Source organism: Limnobacter sp. G6BE5S (assembly GCF_058448965.1).
Window position 1 is genome coordinate 82,413 of sequence record NZ_JBZFLM010000003.1, and the last position, 17,443, is coordinate 99,855.

The following is a 17,443-nucleotide window of genomic DNA, read 5'->3' on the forward strand; positions in this document are numbered from 1 at the left end:
TACCCCCTATACTGCTGGCACAACAACACGACACCGGAGACCACGCATGCGCCTTATGTTGCGCCACGTCAAACACGCCACCTTACTGATCTGCGCTGCAATGCTTGCAGCCTGCAGTCCGCCTGCTCCAGACTCCATGGAGAAAATGGCCAACGGCAATATTGTGGAAGTTCGCGGTCTTGATACAGATCAACTGACGTTTGTCACGCGTAACCGGATCGTGACCCTGTATGCAACTGACGCATACAACATCATGCGGGAAATGAAGCGGTATTACCCGCAAGAGTTCAACAGCCACCCTGTGCTGGCTGTGCAAGCGGTCACCGAACTGCAAAACCAGAAAGGCGAAGTGTTCAAGAACCAGCCATTGTTCACTGTGCACTGGCGCAGGCCAGACCTGAACCAAATGGACCTGGATTCCAAGTTCAGCCTGGACACCGAGGAAATACTGCTCTACGCCGACCGTGTGGAGTCGCACAGCATTGTCGGTGATCAAGTATTGATTGAACACTGCTCGGTCACCGGCAACGGCGAAAAACGCAAGCGCTTCTGCGATCAGATCCTTGAAGGGTTGTTCAACAAATAAAAAAGATCCGGGGGAATTATTGAAGCAAGCGCGTTAGCGCCATGGTCACTTTCCCCCCTTTCATGATGCTGGTGTTCAAGGGCTCTTCACGCTCCAGCTTCACCAACCCGACACCGGGCGCATACCATTCACTGTGGTTAATCAGAATTTCCTGATAGCCCGCGCTGGCGTCTGCATAGAACACCATTTTGCCCGTGCCATCCAGGCGAATACATTTCTCAAAAACACCCGCAGGTGTTTCCACGGTCTCATCGAGTGAAGCAACCTCATAAACCAAATCAAAAGGCTTGATACTGGCATTGGCCTCAATAAATGGCGGCATCCAGTGCATCACATACGGGCTGGTGTCCTGCGTCCAGGTGTAACCCACTCGAAGGTTTCGACCCTTGGGCAAGATCAAACGAGCGGTTTTGTCGGCTTGCGGCTTGGTCTGCACAATGACACGTTTGCCAACACGGTAAAAACCATCGGCCCGCTCCTGAATGAAATAATCCGTGCCGTCGGATGTTCTTCGCACCATGCCCTTGATTTCATCGTCTTCGGTTTTGAAGCTGGATTGCCCCACCGTGCGAATCGTCAGGCCTTTTTTGTTCTTGCCGTCGGGCATCACGTAATCAAGTTGGTAATGCCACTGCATGCCTTCGTCCAGCGGAAAGTATTCGCCCCCGCCCACCTTGGAACAAGATGCCAGACCAAGCGTCAAAAAGACCACACTCAAAACTTTCAACATGGCTTACTTCTCCGGCAACTGGGGATCGGGCAAATCCGTGAATTCCAGATCAATTTTCTTGTCTGCAATCCGGTTGTTGTCTCTGGCTGAAGTCGGGTCAAACAACTCGCCCCCCACTTCCCCAATTTGCAGATTTCCGTTGCGCATTTGGCGTTGTGCTGCGTCCAGTTTCACATGCAGTTCTTTGTCGTAGGGCAACTCATACGCACGCGGCGTTTCAGAAGGTCTGTCATTGGCCAGATCGCTGGCCCACACGAACAAGCGCCCTTTGATGCCTTCGGTTTTGTCGGGTTCTTCAACCACCACCGCATAAAACAGAAATCGCTTGGGCAATTCCGCCTGGCTTGGCCAACCCTGCGCGTTTTGCCAATTGATGTAACTGACCCAATAAAAACCCACCGACACCACAATCAGAACCAGCTTGAGCGACCAGTGTATTCGGCCATACACAAGGGCCAACAGCAAAAGTGCCGCCAGAAAAATATAGGCAATGCCCAAACCCACTAACACTTCATTCATTTTCCGTCTGCCTTCACCAAAGATTTTTCAAGTTGGTTGATATTGCCCACAGTGCCACTGGTGTCAATCGTAAAACGCACCGCAGTGGCCTCATCGCCTTGTTGCTGCAGGTTCACGGTGGAGTAATGCAATACCTTCAATTTCGGGTTCACCTCTGCCACATACACATTCACAGGCACAGGCTGGTTGTTCTCCGATTTGTAATAATGCAAATTGACAATGTATTCACCGGGTGGTCGCCCACGAATGGTCAACACCTCCTGGTTCAATGGATTCACAAAGGTTTTGCCTTCAATTTCCTGAGTGTCATTGGCCAGGCCACGGTCATCACGGTCCAGGTGCAACAGGCCGTCTTGTGGCCGCATAAACCACACCTGCGCACCGGCGGGTCCGGCCGCCCACACATCAATGTCATTGGGGTCGTTGTCCGGCCAACTCACCGTCACCAAAAACTCGGCTTTGGGATCAATGATTCCGCTTTTGGCAGGCGGGTTCAGCAGCAACAAAGCCATCAAGAACAGAAAGGTGAAAATCAACAAGGCGTTGAAGATCAAATCTGTGAACGGGTCCAGCTCGAAGTCTGGTTTGTGATTGAAAAGCGGCATGCTGCTCAGCTCGCTTTCACGTTTCGGTGTGCATAATCCACAGTGGCAGCAATCAGCTTGTCGGCATGGCGATCCAGCATCAAAAACTGCAAGCCCAACAAAATGCTGCCGATCAAGCCAACCAAGGTGGTGTTCATCGCCACGCCCATGCCCTGCGTCATTTGTTGCATCAGGGACTTGATGTCGGATATGTCCAGTTGCTCCAAACCTTCCAGGCTACTGAGCATCATGATGAAACCGACCACCGTGCCCAGCAGTCCCAATTTGATCATCAACCCGGTCACAAACCAGCCCACCTGGTGAGTGCCCCGTGCACGTTCGGCCATCACCTCGGCCATCAACTGACCTTCACTGGGATGCGCCAAGGGATGGGTCAAATAGTCATGGCAAATGGATTGGCCCAATTTGAAATTGCTTGCGCCGAGACGGATCTGCTCGAAGTACTGCCACTGCCGACTCAAGTAAACGCTGCGCCAACCGGCCAGGCCGCTACCCACTACGAAGGCCAACACAATAACCACGCAAATGCGGGTGTTGTCAGTCAGAATGATCCATTGGAACAAGCCCTTGTGCCAGGTCATGTAAAAACCAAACGCAGTCAGGCTGATCAGCAGCACCCACAGCAAAAACAGGGTGTGTGTTTTGTTGGTGTTCAATGCGAATAGTCCCTTGGTTGTTGTTCGCCTGTCCCAGTTTGCAACAGTTCAAGAGACTACAAGCAAGCCGTATTCCAGCCAGTCGGATCAGAAAGTAAATGGCTCTGTTTGACGGAAAATTCGCTGGATATTCAGTTGATGGGTTTCAAGTGCCTTGGCATTGACGTTGGGGTCGGTTTGCACATACACAGGATTCTTGAATTCGCCAATGTCTGCGCTGATTTGTTGAATCAACTCCACCTCGCTGACCCCTTCCTCCAAACCGTACAAGACCGACTGCTGAACCCGCACAAAGTAGTTCAGATTGCGCTCTATCCAGTCGGGGCCCAAAGCGCCAAATGAGGTCAAAATGGTCTCATCCGATCGCATAAGGGCCTTAAGCCGTCCCAGAAAATTGATACGCTCCACCACGTTGCCGTCGTACAAATCGGGAATGTCCCGGTTTTGCACCGCAGACCCCACCCACCAAAGTTTGAGTTCCCGATTACGCAACACCAACGCCTCTTCGGTTTCAAGATCCTTGTACAAACGGAATGTCCAAGAGACCCAATCGTTGTGCAACACACCCAAGTGCCCGGTTTTTGTTCTTAAAATACGACCCGGCACCAAAGATTCTGTACCCTTCACAGAGCCACTGCCCATGCGCTCAGAAAAATTCTCGATGCATGCCGGGCAACGGGCTTGCATCAAGTCTGCCGTGCGCTTGCCCGCCACCAAGCGGCTTGCAAACGACTCACCTTCGCTCAATGTGGCAGCGAAAGCGGCGCGAAATCCAACATTGCCCAGCACATGCTCGGGCTTCGGTTGGGTATTCAGAATCCAGATCGGTTTGGTTCCAAATTTGGAACGAATGGCTGCCGCGGCACTTTCACCGACCGCTGCAGTGGCTCCCGAATCAATCACCATCAAGGCTTTTGGAGAATCAACCACCACAATTGACAAGGCAAAATCTTGTCCTTCTGCAGGCAGGCTTTGGCCTGCGCAAGTCCACTCGTACACAGTGGCGCGGTGCTGCTGCCAACAGTTTGCAGGCTGGGCATGCAACAGCGGCGTTGCAAACAGCAAAGAAACAACAAGGATAAAATTTCGAACGTTCAAACGCATGTGAAAGCAAAGCCTGAATCAACACAACCCCGAAAGGATATCCGATTCAGGCGTCGCCTCAAAATATTAGAACCGCAGACTCAGGCCCACCCACGCATTTCGGGGGGTTCCGGGCGCCAAAAAGCTTTCATACGTAATATCGCCCTCGTCTTCAACCAAAGCACCATTGCGGTCAAATACATTGCCACCCAGCACTGCGCCGTTGAAATACTCACGATCGAATACATTGTTCAGCCGGGCAATCAAAGTGAGATTTTTGCTCACCTCGTGATTCAAACCCAAATTGAACACGGCAAAACCCGGAGTTCGACCATTGTCCCGAAATTCAACAGGCCCCTCGCCAGGAATATTCACCACACCTGCCTGGTGCTGATTGTTCTCGTTACCGCGGGCGAATTGCTCACTTTGTGCCTGCATGTCCACAAACAGCGTAGTTGTATCGCTGGCCTTGTACCCCAATGACAACTTCACATTGTGCTCAGCCAAGCCCGGAATTTTGTGACCAGGCCGTACCTGAATAAATCCACCTTCAACCGCCGGGTCACCATTCAAATCCACCGCACTGCTATTGCCCTCGCTGGCCAGTCGCGCTGCGCTCTGGAATGTGGCATCCAGGTACTGGTAACTGGCACCAAAATTCCAGACTGGGGTGTCAAGATCAAAATCCAGTTCAACGCCTTGCCGACGGGTTTTGCCGTAGTTCTGAAAAAAGCCGCCAGAACCTGCGCCATCGGTCACAAACAAAATATCGTTTTTGTTGTCGGCCTTGAACACATTGAAGGAAAAACCATACTGGGTGCTGCCTGTTGCCCAGCGCGTCCGATAACCGCCCTCCACGGTGGTGGTAATAACCTGCTCAAGAAACGGGTCTGCCGCCATGGCATTGGGCAACAAGCAAGGGAATTCAGGATCAGAACAGGCCAGCTCAACCGGCGTTGGCACGCGGTTGCTGGTGCCTGCACTGGCATACCAGGTGCTGTGTATGGCAGTTTGGTAGGCAATACCGACCGAGGGATTGAATCGCCTGTAAGTGTAGTCATTGTTCAGGCCCGGGCTGGCCTCGCCCTCTTCGTTGATCAACACAGGCTTTAAACGATCCGTGGTTTTAACCGAGGCATGGTTGTAGCGGCCACCGAGTAACAGGGTGGTTTTGTCATTCAGGGTCCACACGTCTTGCGCATACACGCCAAACTGCCGGTTATTGGCCTCCACATTGACCTGTTCAATCGGCGCGTACAATTCCCGCACTGTGCGATCTGCATTGAACACGCCCAAGGCATAGCTGCGCCGAAAATCCGATTTGCCAAATTCAAGCTGCGTGCCCACCAACACCTTGTGTGCGCCCATGGGTGCCAGTGCGTATTGCAGGCCCAAGCCAACCACGTCCTGATTCAATACACCGCGGTTGTTTGCACCGGGGCAATCGGCGCTGTCGGGATCCATGGCAGCGGGGTCGTTTTCATCAAAGGTAACCGTACCGGGTGCATAAGCGGTGGCAGCAGGTGCACTGCAAGTAACGTTGTAAGTGCCTGGGCCCAGATTGCCTTCCACTTCGGCACGGTCTGGCTCAAACTCTGCCACACCGAAGCGGTAATCTTCGTTCTCGTTGCCATCGCCATTGAAGGTGGTCGATTTTGAGCTTCGATAATACGCATTTGCAGTCAACTCCGCACCGCTTTGCAAATACCGGGTGAAGTCCACTGCAAACTGACCGCCAGTGTTTTGGGTGTTGTCAAAGTAGGTGTAAGACTGCGCGCGGCTTTGCTCATAAAAACTGCGCGGTACCACGCCATTGCCGTTCAAGTCTGATTCGTAAAGCGACAAGCTGAAATTGGTTTGTGTGTCGCCCGACAGCACCCCCATTTTGCCGAACAACTGCATCACTGAACTGGGCGACAACACACGCCAGCCATCTTCCCTGAATGAATTGAAGTTCACATAGAAGTCACGTTGTGTCGGTTCATCCACCCAGCCCTTCTGCGCACCAAAGCGGGTGCGTCCGAAATCACCCAGCTCTGCATCCAGTTGCGTACCCTGAAAATCCCGACCGCTTTTGGTTTGCATCACAATGGCCCCACCCAGTGAATTCAAACCGAATTGCGGCATGGTGCCCGGCAGCACGGCCACCTCTTTCAGGGCCGATTGCGGTATGGCATCAAAGCGCACCACATCGCCAAATGTTTCGTTTTGCCGTACACCGTCCACATACACCGACAAACCAGGCGGCGTGCCCAACAAGGGGGTCACAGAAAATCCGCGATACGTCACATCGGACTGATAAGGATTGCCCTGATTGTCTGTGACCTGCACACCATTGATACCGCGAAACAGGCTTCGGCTCAGCGACTCCCTGTCAGCGTTCTGTTGAAAGTCATCGGCCTTCTTGACACTGAACGGGGCCTGATCAACGGGTATGGAAGAACCCGGCAAAGGCGTGGTCGAGATCACCTCAACCTCTTGCAGTTGCTGGGCACTGACAGAACCGAACATGGAAAAACCGGAAAGTGCAACGACCCCGAGGCACCCAAAAGTATGTTGACGCGCAAACATGCATAGCCCTTTTAATTGGAATTGTTTTTTGAAGTCACGCGGTCAACCTGCTCTGCGCGCCATGGAGAATGGCCAGGCAACCACGCGACTTGTTCCCTATATATTCTTGAAATTTTCCAGGTTTCAACAGGGAAGTTTTCCCGAAAAGGATTTCCCCCCTTCAACACCCGCAATTTCTGGTGCACATTGTTGCTATTCATTCAAGGTATTCAATCCATGCGTTTAAGCGAGTTGCTGGTTAGACGATTGCTCACCTGGCTCGGCCTGTGGGCCGTGTTCTGCGTGTTGGTGGTGTTCGCCATGGGTCGGCTCGATGTAAAAACCGAATACGCTGCAGCCTCTGCACTGGTCGACGACTTGCACCGGGGTCTGTCTAGCGCCGAGCCTCTGGGCAATATCGCGCTGCAACGCCTGCGCCAACAACTGGCCGAACGCAAAGCAGAACAGGAACGCAGGGAAACACGGCGGGAACTCTATTTAATTAGCGCCATGTTGCTGCTCATGGCTGCGGGCAGCGGTGTGGTGGTTTGGTATTCCCTAAGACCCGCCTTGAACAAACCTTTGCAGCAATTGGTACAGGGCTTGCGCGACTATGAGGAAGCTGAACGCGACCCGAGCTTGCCGCCGCCGGGCTTGAAGATTTCAGACGAATTCAGGATTGAGGAATTCAAACGAATTCACGACAGCGTGTCCCAACTGATCAACACCCTGAACGCTGAGCAGAAAAAAAGCCGTGATCTGTTGAATCGCGTGGTTGACCTTCAAGAGCGCGAACGACAAGCGATTGCCCAGGACCTGCATGATTACTTTGGCCAATCGCTAACCTCGATCTCGGTGAATTCTGCTTTTCTGGTCAAAAGCACTCAGGCACACACACAGGAAGCAGCGAAAGCAGTGCACGATCAAGCACAGGAAATGATGGGCTGGCTGCGCAGCTCGCTTCGCGAATTGAAACCGCACTTGCTTCTGGAGGTTTCTTTGCGCGACGCGGCATTGGACCTGCTCGACAACTGGGCCAAACGCCACGGCTGGTATGTGGACTTCGCCTGGGCACCCAATACGCCCACACTGCCCAAAGAAGCACCGATTGCTGTGTACCGCACCTTGCAGGAAGCGCTCACCAACGCCGCCCGCCACGCCAGCACCAAGAAAGTGAAAGTGTTGGCGGGTTTCGATGATCAAACCCGGGAATTCATTTTGATTGTTGAGAATGACGGACTCGCAGCAAAGGGTCCGATCACGCCTTCATTGGGACTCACCGGCATTCGCGAAAGAATGGCCAGCCTGCAAGGCCGCGTGTTCTGGAACATCGAGGAGGACAGGTTTGTGTTGCGTTGCCATGTTCCGGTCGCAGAGAAAAATCATGCCGCTTGAGTCAAAGATTATTTTGGTAGACGACCATGCCGCCGTGCGCGCAGGCTACAAACGCTTCATCGATTCAGAGCACGATTTACAAGTGGTGGGCGAAGCCAACAACGCCGAACAAGCCTTTGCCTTGCTGAAAACCCAAGCGTGCGACGCCTTGGTACTGGACATCAGCATGCCCGGGCAAAGCGGACTTGAACTGATCAAGCGCGTGCGTTTGAAATGGCCACGGTTGGCTTTGGTGGTGCTGTCCATGCACGACAGCCCGGTGGTTGCCACCAAAGCGCTGGAACAAGGCGCACGGGCGTATGTGACCAAGTCCAGCGAACCTGATGAACTGATTCAAGGCATTCGCATGGCATTGGGCGAGCAAACCTTTGTGTCCAGCGATGTTCAAAGCCTGGGCATGATCGCCCCGCACTTTCCCCAACACAGCCAGGATAGCCCCCAGGATCTTGCAGGGGAAACAACCGATTCAACGGGAGCCACCCCCGGGGGCCTCACCCCCCGAGAAGTCGATGTGGTGCGACTGCTGGTGGAAGGAAAGACCATTGACCAGGTGGGGCTCAGCTTGGGAATCAGTGGCAAAACCGTGAGCAACAACCTGTCACAAATTCGTCAAAAGCTGGGTGTACAAACAGACTTTGAACTGGCTTTTTGGGCCTGGAGTCAAGGTTTCGGCAGAAAACCGCCCGGCTTCGGTGAGTAAACACACTCACGTTTTCCTCATTCGTATTTTCCCGTATTTTGCGGAAAAACTGGCCAGTTTGCCTTGCAACCTGCGACGTTCTCGGGGATATTCATTGCACAACCAAAATACGACAACACTTTCTCAGGAGGAATGACGCATGATGCTTCGCAAAGCGAAAATTGCAATTCTGGCCACGGCCATCACCGGTTTGGCGCTTGCAACAACCCCCGCCCGGGCCGAATTCATTAACATTCTGACTGGCGGCACTTCAGGCATTTACTATCCAATCGGGGTAGCCTTGTCCAAGGTTTATGCTGACAACATTCCAGGTGCACGCACGCAGGTTCAATCCACCAAAGCCTCAGTAGAAAACCTGAACCTGCTGCAGCAAGGCCGTGGTGAACTGGGAATTTCGCTGGGCGACTCAGTGAAGCTAGCCTGGGAAGGCAACGCTGAAGCTGGCTTCAAGGCACCGCTGAACAAATTGCGCGGCATCGCAGCCATTTACCCCAACTACGTTCAAATCGTGGCATCCAAATCTTCGGGCATTACCAGCCTGGCTCAACTCAAAGGCAAAGGATTGTCAGTGGGCGCGCCTAAATCAGGTACAGAACTGAACGCACGCGCAATTCTTGAAGCCGCTGGCATGAGCTACAAAGACCTGGGCAAAACCGAATACCTGCCCTATGCAGAATCAGTTGAATTGATGAAGAACCGTCAACTGGACGCAACCCTTCAATCCGCTGGTTTGGGCGTAGCCTCATTGAAAGACCTGTCCACTTCCATGGAAGTGAACATGGTGGCCGTGCCTGCTGACGTGGTGAAAAAGCTGGGTGCCCCCTATGTTGAGGGCACTATTCCTGCAAACACTTACGTTGGACAAACACAAGACGTACCCACCGCAGCTGTGGTGAACTTCCTGATTACACATTCGGAAGTGTCCAATGAAACGGCCTACCAAATGACCAAACTCTTGTGGGAAAACCTCGAGGCACTGCGCTCTGCCCACAAGGCAGCCAATGCAATCAAGTTTGAAAACGCGTTGCAAGGCATGCCCGTGCCATTGCACCCAGGCGCTGAAAAGTTTTATCGTGAAAAAGGCCTGATCAAGTGATCGTGGTGCCAATGCAGTAATTCAAGAAGTTGCCACACCCCGCCGGGGTGTGGCTTACAACCTCAGTTCTCTAGAGGCCCTTTCTGGGCTTTTTGTCTATGTCCAATATTCCCGATTCTACTGCCGCCGAAAACACATCTGGTTTTCATGACCCCACGTCCGCTGGTTTTACCCAGTCATTGGAAGGGCGACTGCTTTTCTGGATTGCAGTGGTGTTCTCCGCTTTTCAAATTGCCACTGCCGCACACCTGATCGATTTCCCAAGTCAGGTGCAGCGTGCATTTCACGTGGGTTTCTTGTTGCTACTCACCTTTCCGCTGATTGCCATTCAGAAACACACGGCAGTCAAGGCACTGGGGTGGGTGTTGGCACTCTCCGCAGTGGGTGTAGCGGCATATCAATGGTATGAATACACGGAACTGTTGCTGCGCGCCGGTGACCCCACAGAATTGGACATCTATCTGGGTGTCATCGCGATCGCGACTGTGTTTATCGCCACCTGGGTGCTGATGGGGCCAGCGCTACCGATCATTTGCGGCGCTTTTTTCGCCTATTGCCTGCTTGGCCAGTACCTGCCTGCGCCGTTTGATCACCGTGGATACGACTTTCACCAGGTGATTGAACACATGGCCTATGGCACCGAGGGCATTTACGGCATCCCGACTTATGTGTCGGCATCCTATATTTTCCTGTTCATTTTGTTCGGTGCTTTTCTTGAAAAAGCAGGCATGATCAAACTATTCACCGATTTCGCGTTGGGCCTGGTAGGCCACGCACAAGGTGGCGCAGCCAAGGTGGCTGTTGTGTCTTCGGCACTTATGGGGACGATTTCTGGCTCAGGTGTGGCCAACGTTGTGACCACGGGTCAGTTCACCATTCCCTTGATGAAACGATTTGGCTACCGCGCAGCATTCGCAGGTGGCGTTGAATCAACCGCGTCCATGGGTGGTCAATTGATGCCCCCCGTCATGGGCGCTGTGGCCTTCATCATGGCGGAAACGCTGGGTGTTGCATATTCCGAAATTGTGAAAGCTGCCATCATTCCGGCCATTTTGTACTTCTTTGGCGCGTTCTGGATGGTGCACCTGGAAGCGGGCAAGCATGGTTTGAAGGGACTTGAGAAAAAAGATCTGCCTAATCCCTGGAAAGCCGTGAAAGACCAGTGGTATCTGGTAATTCCGCTCATCGCCCTGGTGTGGCTACTGGTGGGCGGTTACACACCACTGTTTGCAGGTACAGTTGGCCTGGCCTTCACCGTGGTGCTTATTCTTGGCGCGTCAATTGCCATCGGCTTGCCCAATATGGCCATTCGCGTGCTGTTCTGGATTGGCTTGGGTGTGGTGTGTGCAGCATTCCTGCAATTCGGCATCTGGGTAATTGCCAGTGCCATTCTGGCATTGATTGCAATCAACACCTTCAAGAAGGGTGGTCGTGAAACACTGGCGGTCTGCCGCGACTCTTTGGCTGATGGCGCCAAGTCAGCCCTGCCTGTGGGTGTGGCCTGCGCAATGGTGGGTATCATCATTGGTACCATGACACTCACAGGTGCAGCCAATACCTTTGGTCAATTTGTGGTCAGCGTGGGTGAGAACAGTCTGTTCCTGTCGCTGGTGTTGACCATGATCACCTGCATTGTATTGGGCATGGGTATTCCCACGATTCCAAACTACATCATCACCTCCAGCATTGCCGGCCCAGCGCTTGAGCAACTGGGTGTGCCACTGATTGTCAGCCACATGTTCGTGTTCTACTTCGGCATTCTGGCTGACCTGACACCACCTGTGGCGCTGGCCTGCTTCGCAGCAGCCCCGATTGCCAAGGAGCGTGGACTGACCATTTCCATGGAAGCTGTCAAAATTGCAGCCGCAGGTTTTGTCATTCCGTTCATGGCGGTTTACACGCCTTCATTGATGTTGCAAGACGGTGGACAACTGGCCAGTGAAATCGGTTATGTACCCGCGGTCATCTACATCGTGTTTAAAACCGTACTCGCGATCAGCTTGTGGGGCGCGGCAGTCATTGGGTTCTTGGGTGCGAAATTGCCAGTCTGGATCCGAGTGCTGGGCATGGTAGCTGCTTTCACCCTGATTGCAGCTTTGCCTGCTACAGACGAAATCGGCTTTGCACTGGCAGTTGTGTTCGGCTACCTGGCCTGGCGCAACATGCGCGCCCTGAAAGGTAAGTTGCAAACTGCATGAGTGTGTGTGTATTCATCGCAGGGAAATCAGTGGCATGCCTGGCAGGTCTGCTGTTTTCCCTGAGCTGGACACACTCTGTCGAAAAAACCGAATGGGTAGAGCACTGGCAAACTCAAAATGAATTGCTGGTTCTGCAAGAAACATTTGTGAAAGGCAGCGGCGCCGGAATAGACCCGGCACCGAATGCTGTGCTTGACGATGGCTGGTATCGATGGAAACCGCAAACCGCTGTGGTTGTGCCGTCAATTTCTTTGGCCAATTCTGAATTGACTCCCGACAATTGGACGCTTTGTGCGCTTGATGCGGTGACGCGGCGGGCTGGTGAATGCATTGACTTTGCGAAGTTTGAAGATCGAGGCGTCGAGTCGTTTACCATCAAGGTGAGCAGATAGCCTACTGTCTGGCTTGCTCAGGCGCATACCCGTTGCCTGGGTTGCTCAGGTGCGTACCCGTTGCCTGGCTTGCTCAGGCGCATACCCGTTGCCTGGGTTGCTCAGACGCATACCCGTTGCCTGGGTTGCTCAGGCGCATACCCTCTCTCGCCAGAAAACCTGAATTTCCCTTTTTGAGATTCACCCTGACTCACCGAGCTCGGCAAAAAATATGGCCGAGTCTCGGTGTCGGCCTTTGGCCGGCCGTGGCGGGTGAATTCAAACGGGCAGGTTTTCTTGATCGGCGCTGCGAGGGCATTGCGGCCTGAGCGCGCTGGCAACTGCACTGGCAACACGCGGGCGTTGTGGTGCGCAAGGTGAGGCTTGGGTGCGGCACCGGATGGCCGGCTTTGCAAGGCTTCCCGGCGGCTTCGCAGCGCGGGGCGACCTGCAAGGTCGATGCGAAGACGCTTAAGCGTTTCGCATGCCCCAAGCCAGAGGCATCAAGCCGGATCAGAAGCATTGCTTAGGCCAGCCGGTGCCGCACCCAAACCTCGCCAAACGCCAAACGCCAAACGCCAAACGCCAAACGCCAAACGCCGAGCACCAGCCTCAGCCCCCGCCCCGCAAAGTATGCATCTGAAACTGCTTCGAAAAATGTGCCCTTGCATCCGCAGGCACACCTTCAGAAAACGCCAGTGTGACTTCCATGCGTTTCAAACGCACCAAGGCAATCACACGGTCGGGCAATTCCTTCCAGGCAATACGCGCGGTACCACCTTCCACGGTGTAATCCGCATGTGCATCTTCTTCCGAGGTCATCGGAAAAATTGCAGCAATCATCTGCAACCACCGGCGCAGTTCTCGCTCGGTGCAAGACATATCAAGTGCTTTGTCAGTGTTAAAAATTGCCATTACAGCTTAGCCTCCAGCAATGGGTGGCCAAATGGCCAACACATCGTCAGGACTCAATACTTTGGTGGCTCGATCACCCGGGTCCACATACACACCGTTGACCAACACCAGGTGTGTCAGTTTTTCGGGCAAGTGAAATTGATCGATGATTTGCTGCACGGTGCTGCCAACATTGACTTGCAAACGAACCGCGTTGTCGCTGCGGTTCGCTGGCAAATAGTCGGTCAGTGTTGCAAAGAGTTTGAAGGTAATTTCCATGTACTTTGTGACTGAGCGCAAGCCAAATAGGCCTCCATTAATCGGGTTGGATCTTCGAGCAAATGATCTTTCCATTCACCCAAGTGGATTTTGCCCTGAATCAGACCCCGCATGACGCCAACATGGTTCGTTAGCCCCAAACTGGTTGCACCAATCAGCACATCGTCTAAAAACTCCAAACGCATGTAAGAAAATTCTTCCTTGTTCTGCAACTCAACGCTTTGTCCACCCTCTGCGCCCCACCACTGGCCAAACGAGGCAGCGATCAAGCCAAGGGTGTCCAATACGTTCATGGCCAAACTGCCCTGCGTTTGCGTGCCCTGCCCCATCATGTTCTGGGCAGCAATGCGTGCATCGTCTGCAGCAGCCGGTTGGATCATGTTCACGGTTTTTTCACCCGTGGAGAAATCCCTAACCTGGGCCACGTCGCCTGCGGCATACACGTCTTTAACATTGGTTTGCATGTGATCGTCTACCAACAAGCCCTGATCAACTTCAAGGCCGCTGCCTTCCAGAAAATCCAGGTTGGGCTTTACACCCGTGGCAGAAATCACCAAGTCAATTTCCAGTACCTTGCCGTTGGACAATTTTGCGCGCAAGGGTGCGCCGTCTTTTGCCGCCACAGCGGTGCCAAAACCAATTGCAGAACCAATCTTGCTGATTAAACCCTGCTGCTCGGCCTGGCTGCCCACTTCAATGGCTTCCACTTTCGTGGAGCAATGCACATCCACGCCTTCCTTGATACACCAGTCGCGAATCATCGTACCCGCGCCTTCGGTCATCATGCGGGGCACCATGCGGTTGCCCATTTCGACCACGGTCAGCTTCACGCCGCGCAAGGCCAGTGCTTCCATAATAATGCAACCAATAAAGCCTGCACCCATTTGCAACACGCGTGAACCGGGCTTGGCCAGCTCGATAATTTGCCGCGCGTTTTCCAAAGTCCAGCAAGGGTGTACGCCGGGCAAATTCACACCGGGAATGGGTGGTGAAATTGGGCGAGCACCCGTTGCAATCAGCAACTTGTCGTATTCCAGTACATCGCCATTGTCGAGCACCACTTTTTTACCGGCGGTGTCCAGCTTGGTGGCGCGTGCACGAATTTCCTGAATATTTTGCTTCTTGAAATGGTCGGGGTCTTTGCGAAGGTAAGTGCCCTTCTCGCCCACCTTGCCAATCAGCAAATAAGGAATCGCCATGCGGGAGTATGGTGGTTCCGGTTCGGCACCCACCATCACGATTGAATCGCGAGGCCGCTGCTTGCGAATTTGCTCAGCAGCGACCACCCCCGCAGGCCCGTTACCCAAAATAACGTGCCGTGTTGGAGTGCTTCCTGTCATAGTCCCAGGCGCTCCAGTGTTGCGGAAGTTGGGCGTCCTTCGGTGTCCCAGCCACGCAGCTCGAAGTACTCGGGCAGCATTTTGTCGATGCCGTTGACCAAGCCTTTCGCTGGGCCCACCTTGGCAGCGTCTTTCTTCAGGCGTGCTGGCAGGTCATCATCAGCCTTCGTGAAACCGGCTTCCAGGTTGAACTGGCGTTCCATGTTCCAGATGCGTTCACCCATGGTTTCCAGATTGGCCATGTCGAATTCATCACCACACGCTGCAGCCACTTGGGGCTGCACATCGGCCAGTGTCCAGGCAAAGCTGGTGAACACGCAAATGCCGGCTGAATCAAACACAGCGGTTGCATCCTGGAAAGCCTTCACAAGCGCTGGCTTGCCATCGGTCACCAAGGGATCTGTTTTCACGGGAATACCCAGTACTTCAGACGCCACGGTGTAACCACGCAAGTGGCAGGCACCACGGTTGGACGTGGCATAGGCCAGGCCCATGCCCTGAATACCGCGAGAATCGTAGGCTGGGAATTCCTGACCTTTCACACTCATCGACAGTTCAGGGTGGCCGTACTTGGCAGTCAGGCGCTTCGACCCTTGCCCAATTTCAATACCGAAGCCTACACCATTGCAGGTGTCTTCACTTAATTTCACCAAGGCTTGGGCTGAACCAAACGGCGCCTTGCAGCCCAGTTGCTCTTCGGTCAGCACGCCCATTTCATACAGTTCCATCACTGCAGAAACGGTGGCACCCAATGAAATCGGGTCAATGCCGTGTTCGTTGCACAGGAAGTTCACATAGGTCAGCGCTTCCAGATCGTTTACGCCGTTCGATGAACCCAAGGCCCAAGCGGCTTCGTATTCCAGACCACCGGAAGCACCGTGGTACTGGGGTTTGTTTTCCACGGTGAAGTGGGTTTCATCAATTTTTGAAATGCGGCCGCAGGCAATGGTGCAACCAAAACAAGCCTGGTTGGTGACCAGGTTGGCCTTGCCGTCCGTTTTGCGTGGCTCGTGCATTTTTTCGCCAGAAATGTCTTTGGCGCCGTCGAAGATCACATCACGGTGATTGTTGGTGGGCATGGCACCCATTTCATTGATCACGTTCATCAACACCTGCGTGCCATAGGTGGGCAGGCCAGTGCCGGTTACCGCGTTCTCTGCGAGAATTTTTTTCTTCTCGTAGGTCACCTTCATGAATTCCTTGGGGTTGGAAATATTGCCCACACCCTTGGTGCCGCGAACAGCAATCGCTTTCACATTTTTGGAGCCCATCACAGCGCCCACGCCTGAACGGCCAGCTGCACGGTGCAGGTCATTCACAATGGCTGCGTACAACACGTGGTTTTCACCGGCCTTGCCGATGGAGCACACGCGCATCAGCGGGTCCTGGTGCTTGGTCTTGATGGCGGGTTCTGTATCCCACACGCTCTTGCCCCACAGGTCAGACGCATCCATCAATTTGGCTTTTTCATTTTCAATCAGCAGGTACACAGGCTTGGGTGACTTGCCTTCCATGATCACCATGTCCCAACCTGCACTCTTCAATTCATTGCCGAAGTAGCCGCCCGAATTGGAACAGGCAATTGCGCCTGTCAACGGGCCTTTGGTAATCACCGAATAACGACCACCGGTGGACGCCATCGTCCCGGTCAGCGGACCCGTTGCATAAATAATCTTGTTCTCGGGCGAAAGTGGATCCACTTTCGCGCTGACTTCTTCAACGAAGTACTTGGTGGCCAAACCACGTTGGCCAAGGTAGCTTTTCGCCCAATCCATTCTCAAGTCTTCAGTGGTACAGGTGCCTTCTGTCAGGTTCACGCGCAGTACTTTACCGGTCCATGCCATTTGTATTACTCCCTTCTCTCTGTTCTTCTGAATTACGCGTGAGCCTGGTTGCTCAACTTCTCGGCCCACTGCTTCATCTTGTCCAAACCAGTCCAGTTCGAATCCACAAACGTGATTGCACCGGTTGGGCAGGCAGTTGCACATGCTGGGTCGCCGCCGCACAAGTCGCACTTTTGCACCTTGCCGGTCTCCTGAACATAATTCACTGTGCCGAACGGGCAGGCAATCGTGCACACCTTGCAACCCACGCAGGTGTCTTCCGACACCACTTTCACCCCATTGGTTTTGTCCATGGTAATGGCCTCAACCGGGCAGGCGTGCAAACACCAGGCCTCATCGCACTGAGTACAGGTGTAGGGCACTTTTTTGCCGGTGTGATGAAAGTCGAATACTTTGATTCGCGACAGTGAGGTGTTGAACACCTGGTAGTTTTCATAGCTACACGCCATTTCACACTGAAGGCAGCCCGTGCATTTGTCAGGCGTGATGTGAAGAGATTTTTGCATCCCGTTGTTCCTCGCTTCTTTGGTTATTTGTTTTGGGCACTACGTACATGCCTTCTTATGCAATAAGCCTGCCAACTTGAAAACAAAATTT

17 protein-coding genes are annotated in these 17,443 nt (G+C 53.4%); 6 read left to right on the forward strand and 11 right to left on the reverse strand.

Annotated features, from left to right (window positions below):
* The first annotated feature begins 46 nt into the window (after window positions 1-46).
* The gene (locus tag ACVL1J_RS06115; RefSeq protein WP_159572403.1) at window positions 47-586 is read left to right on the forward strand and encodes a hypothetical protein; all 540 of its coding nucleotides are present in this window, start codon (window positions 47-49) and stop codon (window positions 584-586) included.
* A 16-nt stretch (window positions 587-602) separates the two neighbouring features.
* Here ACVL1J_RS06115 and ACVL1J_RS06120 read toward each other — a convergent pair whose 3' ends face one another.
* From ACVL1J_RS06120 to ACVL1J_RS06145, 6 genes are all read right to left on the reverse strand, one after another.
* The gene (locus ACVL1J_RS06120; RefSeq protein ID WP_159572401.1) at window positions 603-1,316 is read right to left on the reverse strand and encodes a hypothetical protein; all 714 of its coding nucleotides are present in this window, start codon (window positions 1,314-1,316) and stop codon (window positions 603-605) included.
* 3 nt (window positions 1,317-1,319) lie between these two features.
* A complete protein-coding gene (locus ACVL1J_RS06125) occupies window positions 1,320-1,835 on the reverse strand; it encodes a hypothetical protein (protein WP_159572399.1) in 516 nt (171 codons plus the stop codon).
* Window positions 1,832-2,440, reverse strand: a complete 609-nt coding sequence (locus tag ACVL1J_RS06130; protein WP_159572397.1) for a hypothetical protein — start codon at window positions 2,438-2,440, stop codon at window positions 1,832-1,834. Before ACVL1J_RS06130 ends, ACVL1J_RS06125 begins: the two co-directional genes overlap by 4 nt.
* A gap of 5 nt (window positions 2,441-2,445) precedes the next feature.
* Window positions 2,446-3,096 carry a MotA/TolQ/ExbB proton channel family protein gene (locus ACVL1J_RS06135; protein WP_341237458.1) on the reverse strand — a complete coding sequence of 217 codons (651 nt, stop codon included), beginning with the start codon at window positions 3,094-3,096 and terminating at the stop codon, window positions 2,446-2,448.
* Window positions 3,097-3,183: 87 nt separating this feature from the next.
* On the reverse strand, window positions 3,184-4,200 hold the full coding sequence (locus ACVL1J_RS06140; protein WP_491665185.1) for an MBL fold metallo-hydrolase: 1,017 nt from the start codon (window positions 4,198-4,200) through the stop codon (window positions 3,184-3,186).
* A gap of 66 nt (window positions 4,201-4,266) precedes the next feature.
* Window positions 4,267-6,690 (reverse strand): TonB-dependent receptor, encoded by a 2,424-nt coding sequence (locus tag ACVL1J_RS06145; protein WP_491665186.1) that lies wholly within the window; start codon window positions 6,688-6,690, stop codon window positions 4,267-4,269.
* Window positions 6,691-6,939: 249 nt separating this feature from the next.
* Here ACVL1J_RS06145 and ACVL1J_RS06150 point away from each other — a divergent pair, with 249 nt between their 5' ends.
* From ACVL1J_RS06150 to ACVL1J_RS06170, 5 genes are all read left to right on the forward strand, one after another.
* Window positions 6,940-8,124, forward strand: a complete 1,185-nt coding sequence (locus ACVL1J_RS06150; RefSeq protein WP_341237461.1) for a sensor histidine kinase — start codon at window positions 6,940-6,942, stop codon at window positions 8,122-8,124.
* Window positions 8,090-8,824: a response regulator transcription factor gene (locus ACVL1J_RS06155; RefSeq protein ID WP_491665187.1), complete on the forward strand. Its 735-nt coding sequence runs from the start codon at window positions 8,090-8,092 to the stop codon at window positions 8,822-8,824. The genes ACVL1J_RS06150 and ACVL1J_RS06155 overlap by 35 nt, the downstream gene beginning before the upstream one ends.
* 139 nt (window positions 8,825-8,963) lie before the next feature.
* Window positions 8,964-9,920, forward strand: a complete 957-nt coding sequence (locus ACVL1J_RS06160) for a TAXI family TRAP transporter solute-binding subunit (protein WP_341237463.1) — start codon at window positions 8,964-8,966, stop codon at window positions 9,918-9,920.
* A gap of 98 nt (window positions 9,921-10,018) precedes the next feature.
* Entirely contained in the window at window positions 10,019-12,118 is a 2,100-nt protein-coding gene (locus ACVL1J_RS06165) for a TRAP transporter permease (RefSeq protein WP_394672721.1), read from the forward strand.
* The gene (locus tag ACVL1J_RS06170; protein WP_491665188.1) at window positions 12,115-12,510 is read left to right on the forward strand and encodes a DUF1850 domain-containing protein; all 396 of its coding nucleotides are present in this window, start codon (window positions 12,115-12,117) and stop codon (window positions 12,508-12,510) included. Before ACVL1J_RS06165 ends, ACVL1J_RS06170 begins: the two co-directional genes overlap by 4 nt.
* 591 nt (window positions 12,511-13,101) lie before the next feature.
* On the opposite strand, the gene ACVL1J_RS06175 is transcribed toward ACVL1J_RS06170, so the two are convergent.
* Genes ACVL1J_RS06175 through ACVL1J_RS06195 form a run of 5 tightly spaced genes read right to left on the reverse strand, consistent with a single transcriptional unit; the run spans window position 13,102 to window position 17,352 of the window.
* Window positions 13,102-13,404 carry a hypothetical protein gene (locus ACVL1J_RS06175; protein WP_159572379.1) on the reverse strand — a complete coding sequence of 101 codons (303 nt, stop codon included), beginning with the start codon at window positions 13,402-13,404 and terminating at the stop codon, window positions 13,102-13,104.
* Between the two features lie 6 nt (window positions 13,405-13,410).
* Window positions 13,411-13,662: a MoaD/ThiS family protein gene (locus tag ACVL1J_RS06180; RefSeq protein ID WP_341238282.1), complete on the reverse strand. Its 252-nt coding sequence runs from the start codon at window positions 13,660-13,662 to the stop codon at window positions 13,411-13,413.
* Window positions 13,629-15,002 carry an NAD(P)/FAD-dependent oxidoreductase gene (locus tag ACVL1J_RS06185; protein ID WP_341238280.1) on the reverse strand — a complete coding sequence of 458 codons (1,374 nt, stop codon included), beginning with the start codon at window positions 15,000-15,002 and terminating at the stop codon, window positions 13,629-13,631. The genes ACVL1J_RS06180 and ACVL1J_RS06185 overlap by 34 nt, the downstream gene beginning before the upstream one ends.
* Window positions 14,999-16,846, reverse strand: a complete 1,848-nt coding sequence (locus ACVL1J_RS06190) for an aldehyde ferredoxin oxidoreductase family protein (RefSeq protein WP_491665189.1) — start codon at window positions 16,844-16,846, stop codon at window positions 14,999-15,001. The genes ACVL1J_RS06185 and ACVL1J_RS06190 overlap by 4 nt, the downstream gene beginning before the upstream one ends.
* 32 nt (window positions 16,847-16,878) lie before the next feature.
* Window positions 16,879-17,352 (reverse strand): 4Fe-4S dicluster domain-containing protein, encoded by a 474-nt coding sequence (locus ACVL1J_RS06195; protein WP_008251418.1) that lies wholly within the window; start codon window positions 17,350-17,352, stop codon window positions 16,879-16,881.
* Window positions 17,353-17,443 lie beyond the last annotated feature (91 nt).

Bases quoted from the DNA above. Each gene is read 5' to 3' on its own strand.
- ACVL1J_RS06155 (WP_491665187.1), top strand. From the start codon at position 8,090: ATGTTCCGGTCGCAGAGAAAAATCATGCCGCTTGAGTCAAAGATTATT.
- ACVL1J_RS06125 (WP_159572399.1), bottom strand. From the start codon at position 1,835: ATGAATGAAGTGTTAGTGGGTTTGGGCATTGCCTATATTTTTCTGGCG.
- ACVL1J_RS06165 (WP_394672721.1), top strand. From the start codon at position 10,019: ATGTCCAATATTCCCGATTCTACTGCCGCCGAAAACACATCTGGTTTT.
- ACVL1J_RS06195 (WP_008251418.1), bottom strand. From the start codon at position 17,352: ATGCAAAAATCTCTTCACATCACGCCTGACAAATGCACGGGCTGCCTT.
- ACVL1J_RS06120 (WP_159572401.1), bottom strand. From the start codon at position 1,316: ATGTTGAAAGTTTTGAGTGTGGTCTTTTTGACGCTTGGTCTGGCATCT.
- ACVL1J_RS06160 (WP_341237463.1), top strand. From the start codon at position 8,964: ATGATGCTTCGCAAAGCGAAAATTGCAATTCTGGCCACGGCCATCACC.
- ACVL1J_RS06185 (WP_341238280.1), bottom strand. From the start codon at position 15,002: ATGACAGGAAGCACTCCAACACGGCACGTTATTTTGGGTAACGGGCCT.
- ACVL1J_RS06170 (WP_491665188.1), top strand. From the start codon at position 12,115: ATGAGTGTGTGTGTATTCATCGCAGGGAAATCAGTGGCATGCCTGGCA.
- ACVL1J_RS06115 (WP_159572403.1), top strand. From the start codon at position 47: ATGCGCCTTATGTTGCGCCACGTCAAACACGCCACCTTACTGATCTGC.
- ACVL1J_RS06180 (WP_341238282.1), bottom strand. From the start codon at position 13,662: ATGGAAATTACCTTCAAACTCTTTGCAACACTGACCGACTATTTGCCA.
- ACVL1J_RS06175 (WP_159572379.1), bottom strand. From the start codon at position 13,404: ATGGCAATTTTTAACACTGACAAAGCACTTGATATGTCTTGCACCGAG.
- ACVL1J_RS06145 (WP_491665186.1), bottom strand. From the start codon at position 6,690: ATGTTCGGTTCTGTCAGTGCCCAGCAACTGCAAGAGGTTGAGGTGATC.
- ACVL1J_RS06190 (WP_491665189.1), bottom strand. From the start codon at position 16,846: ATGGCATGGACCGGTAAAGTACTGCGCGTGAACCTGACAGAAGGCACC.
- ACVL1J_RS06140 (WP_491665185.1), bottom strand. From the start codon at position 4,200: ATGCGTTTGAACGTTCGAAATTTTATCCTTGTTGTTTCTTTGCTGTTT.
- ACVL1J_RS06130 (WP_159572397.1), bottom strand. From the start codon at position 2,440: ATGCCGCTTTTCAATCACAAACCAGACTTCGAGCTGGACCCGTTCACA.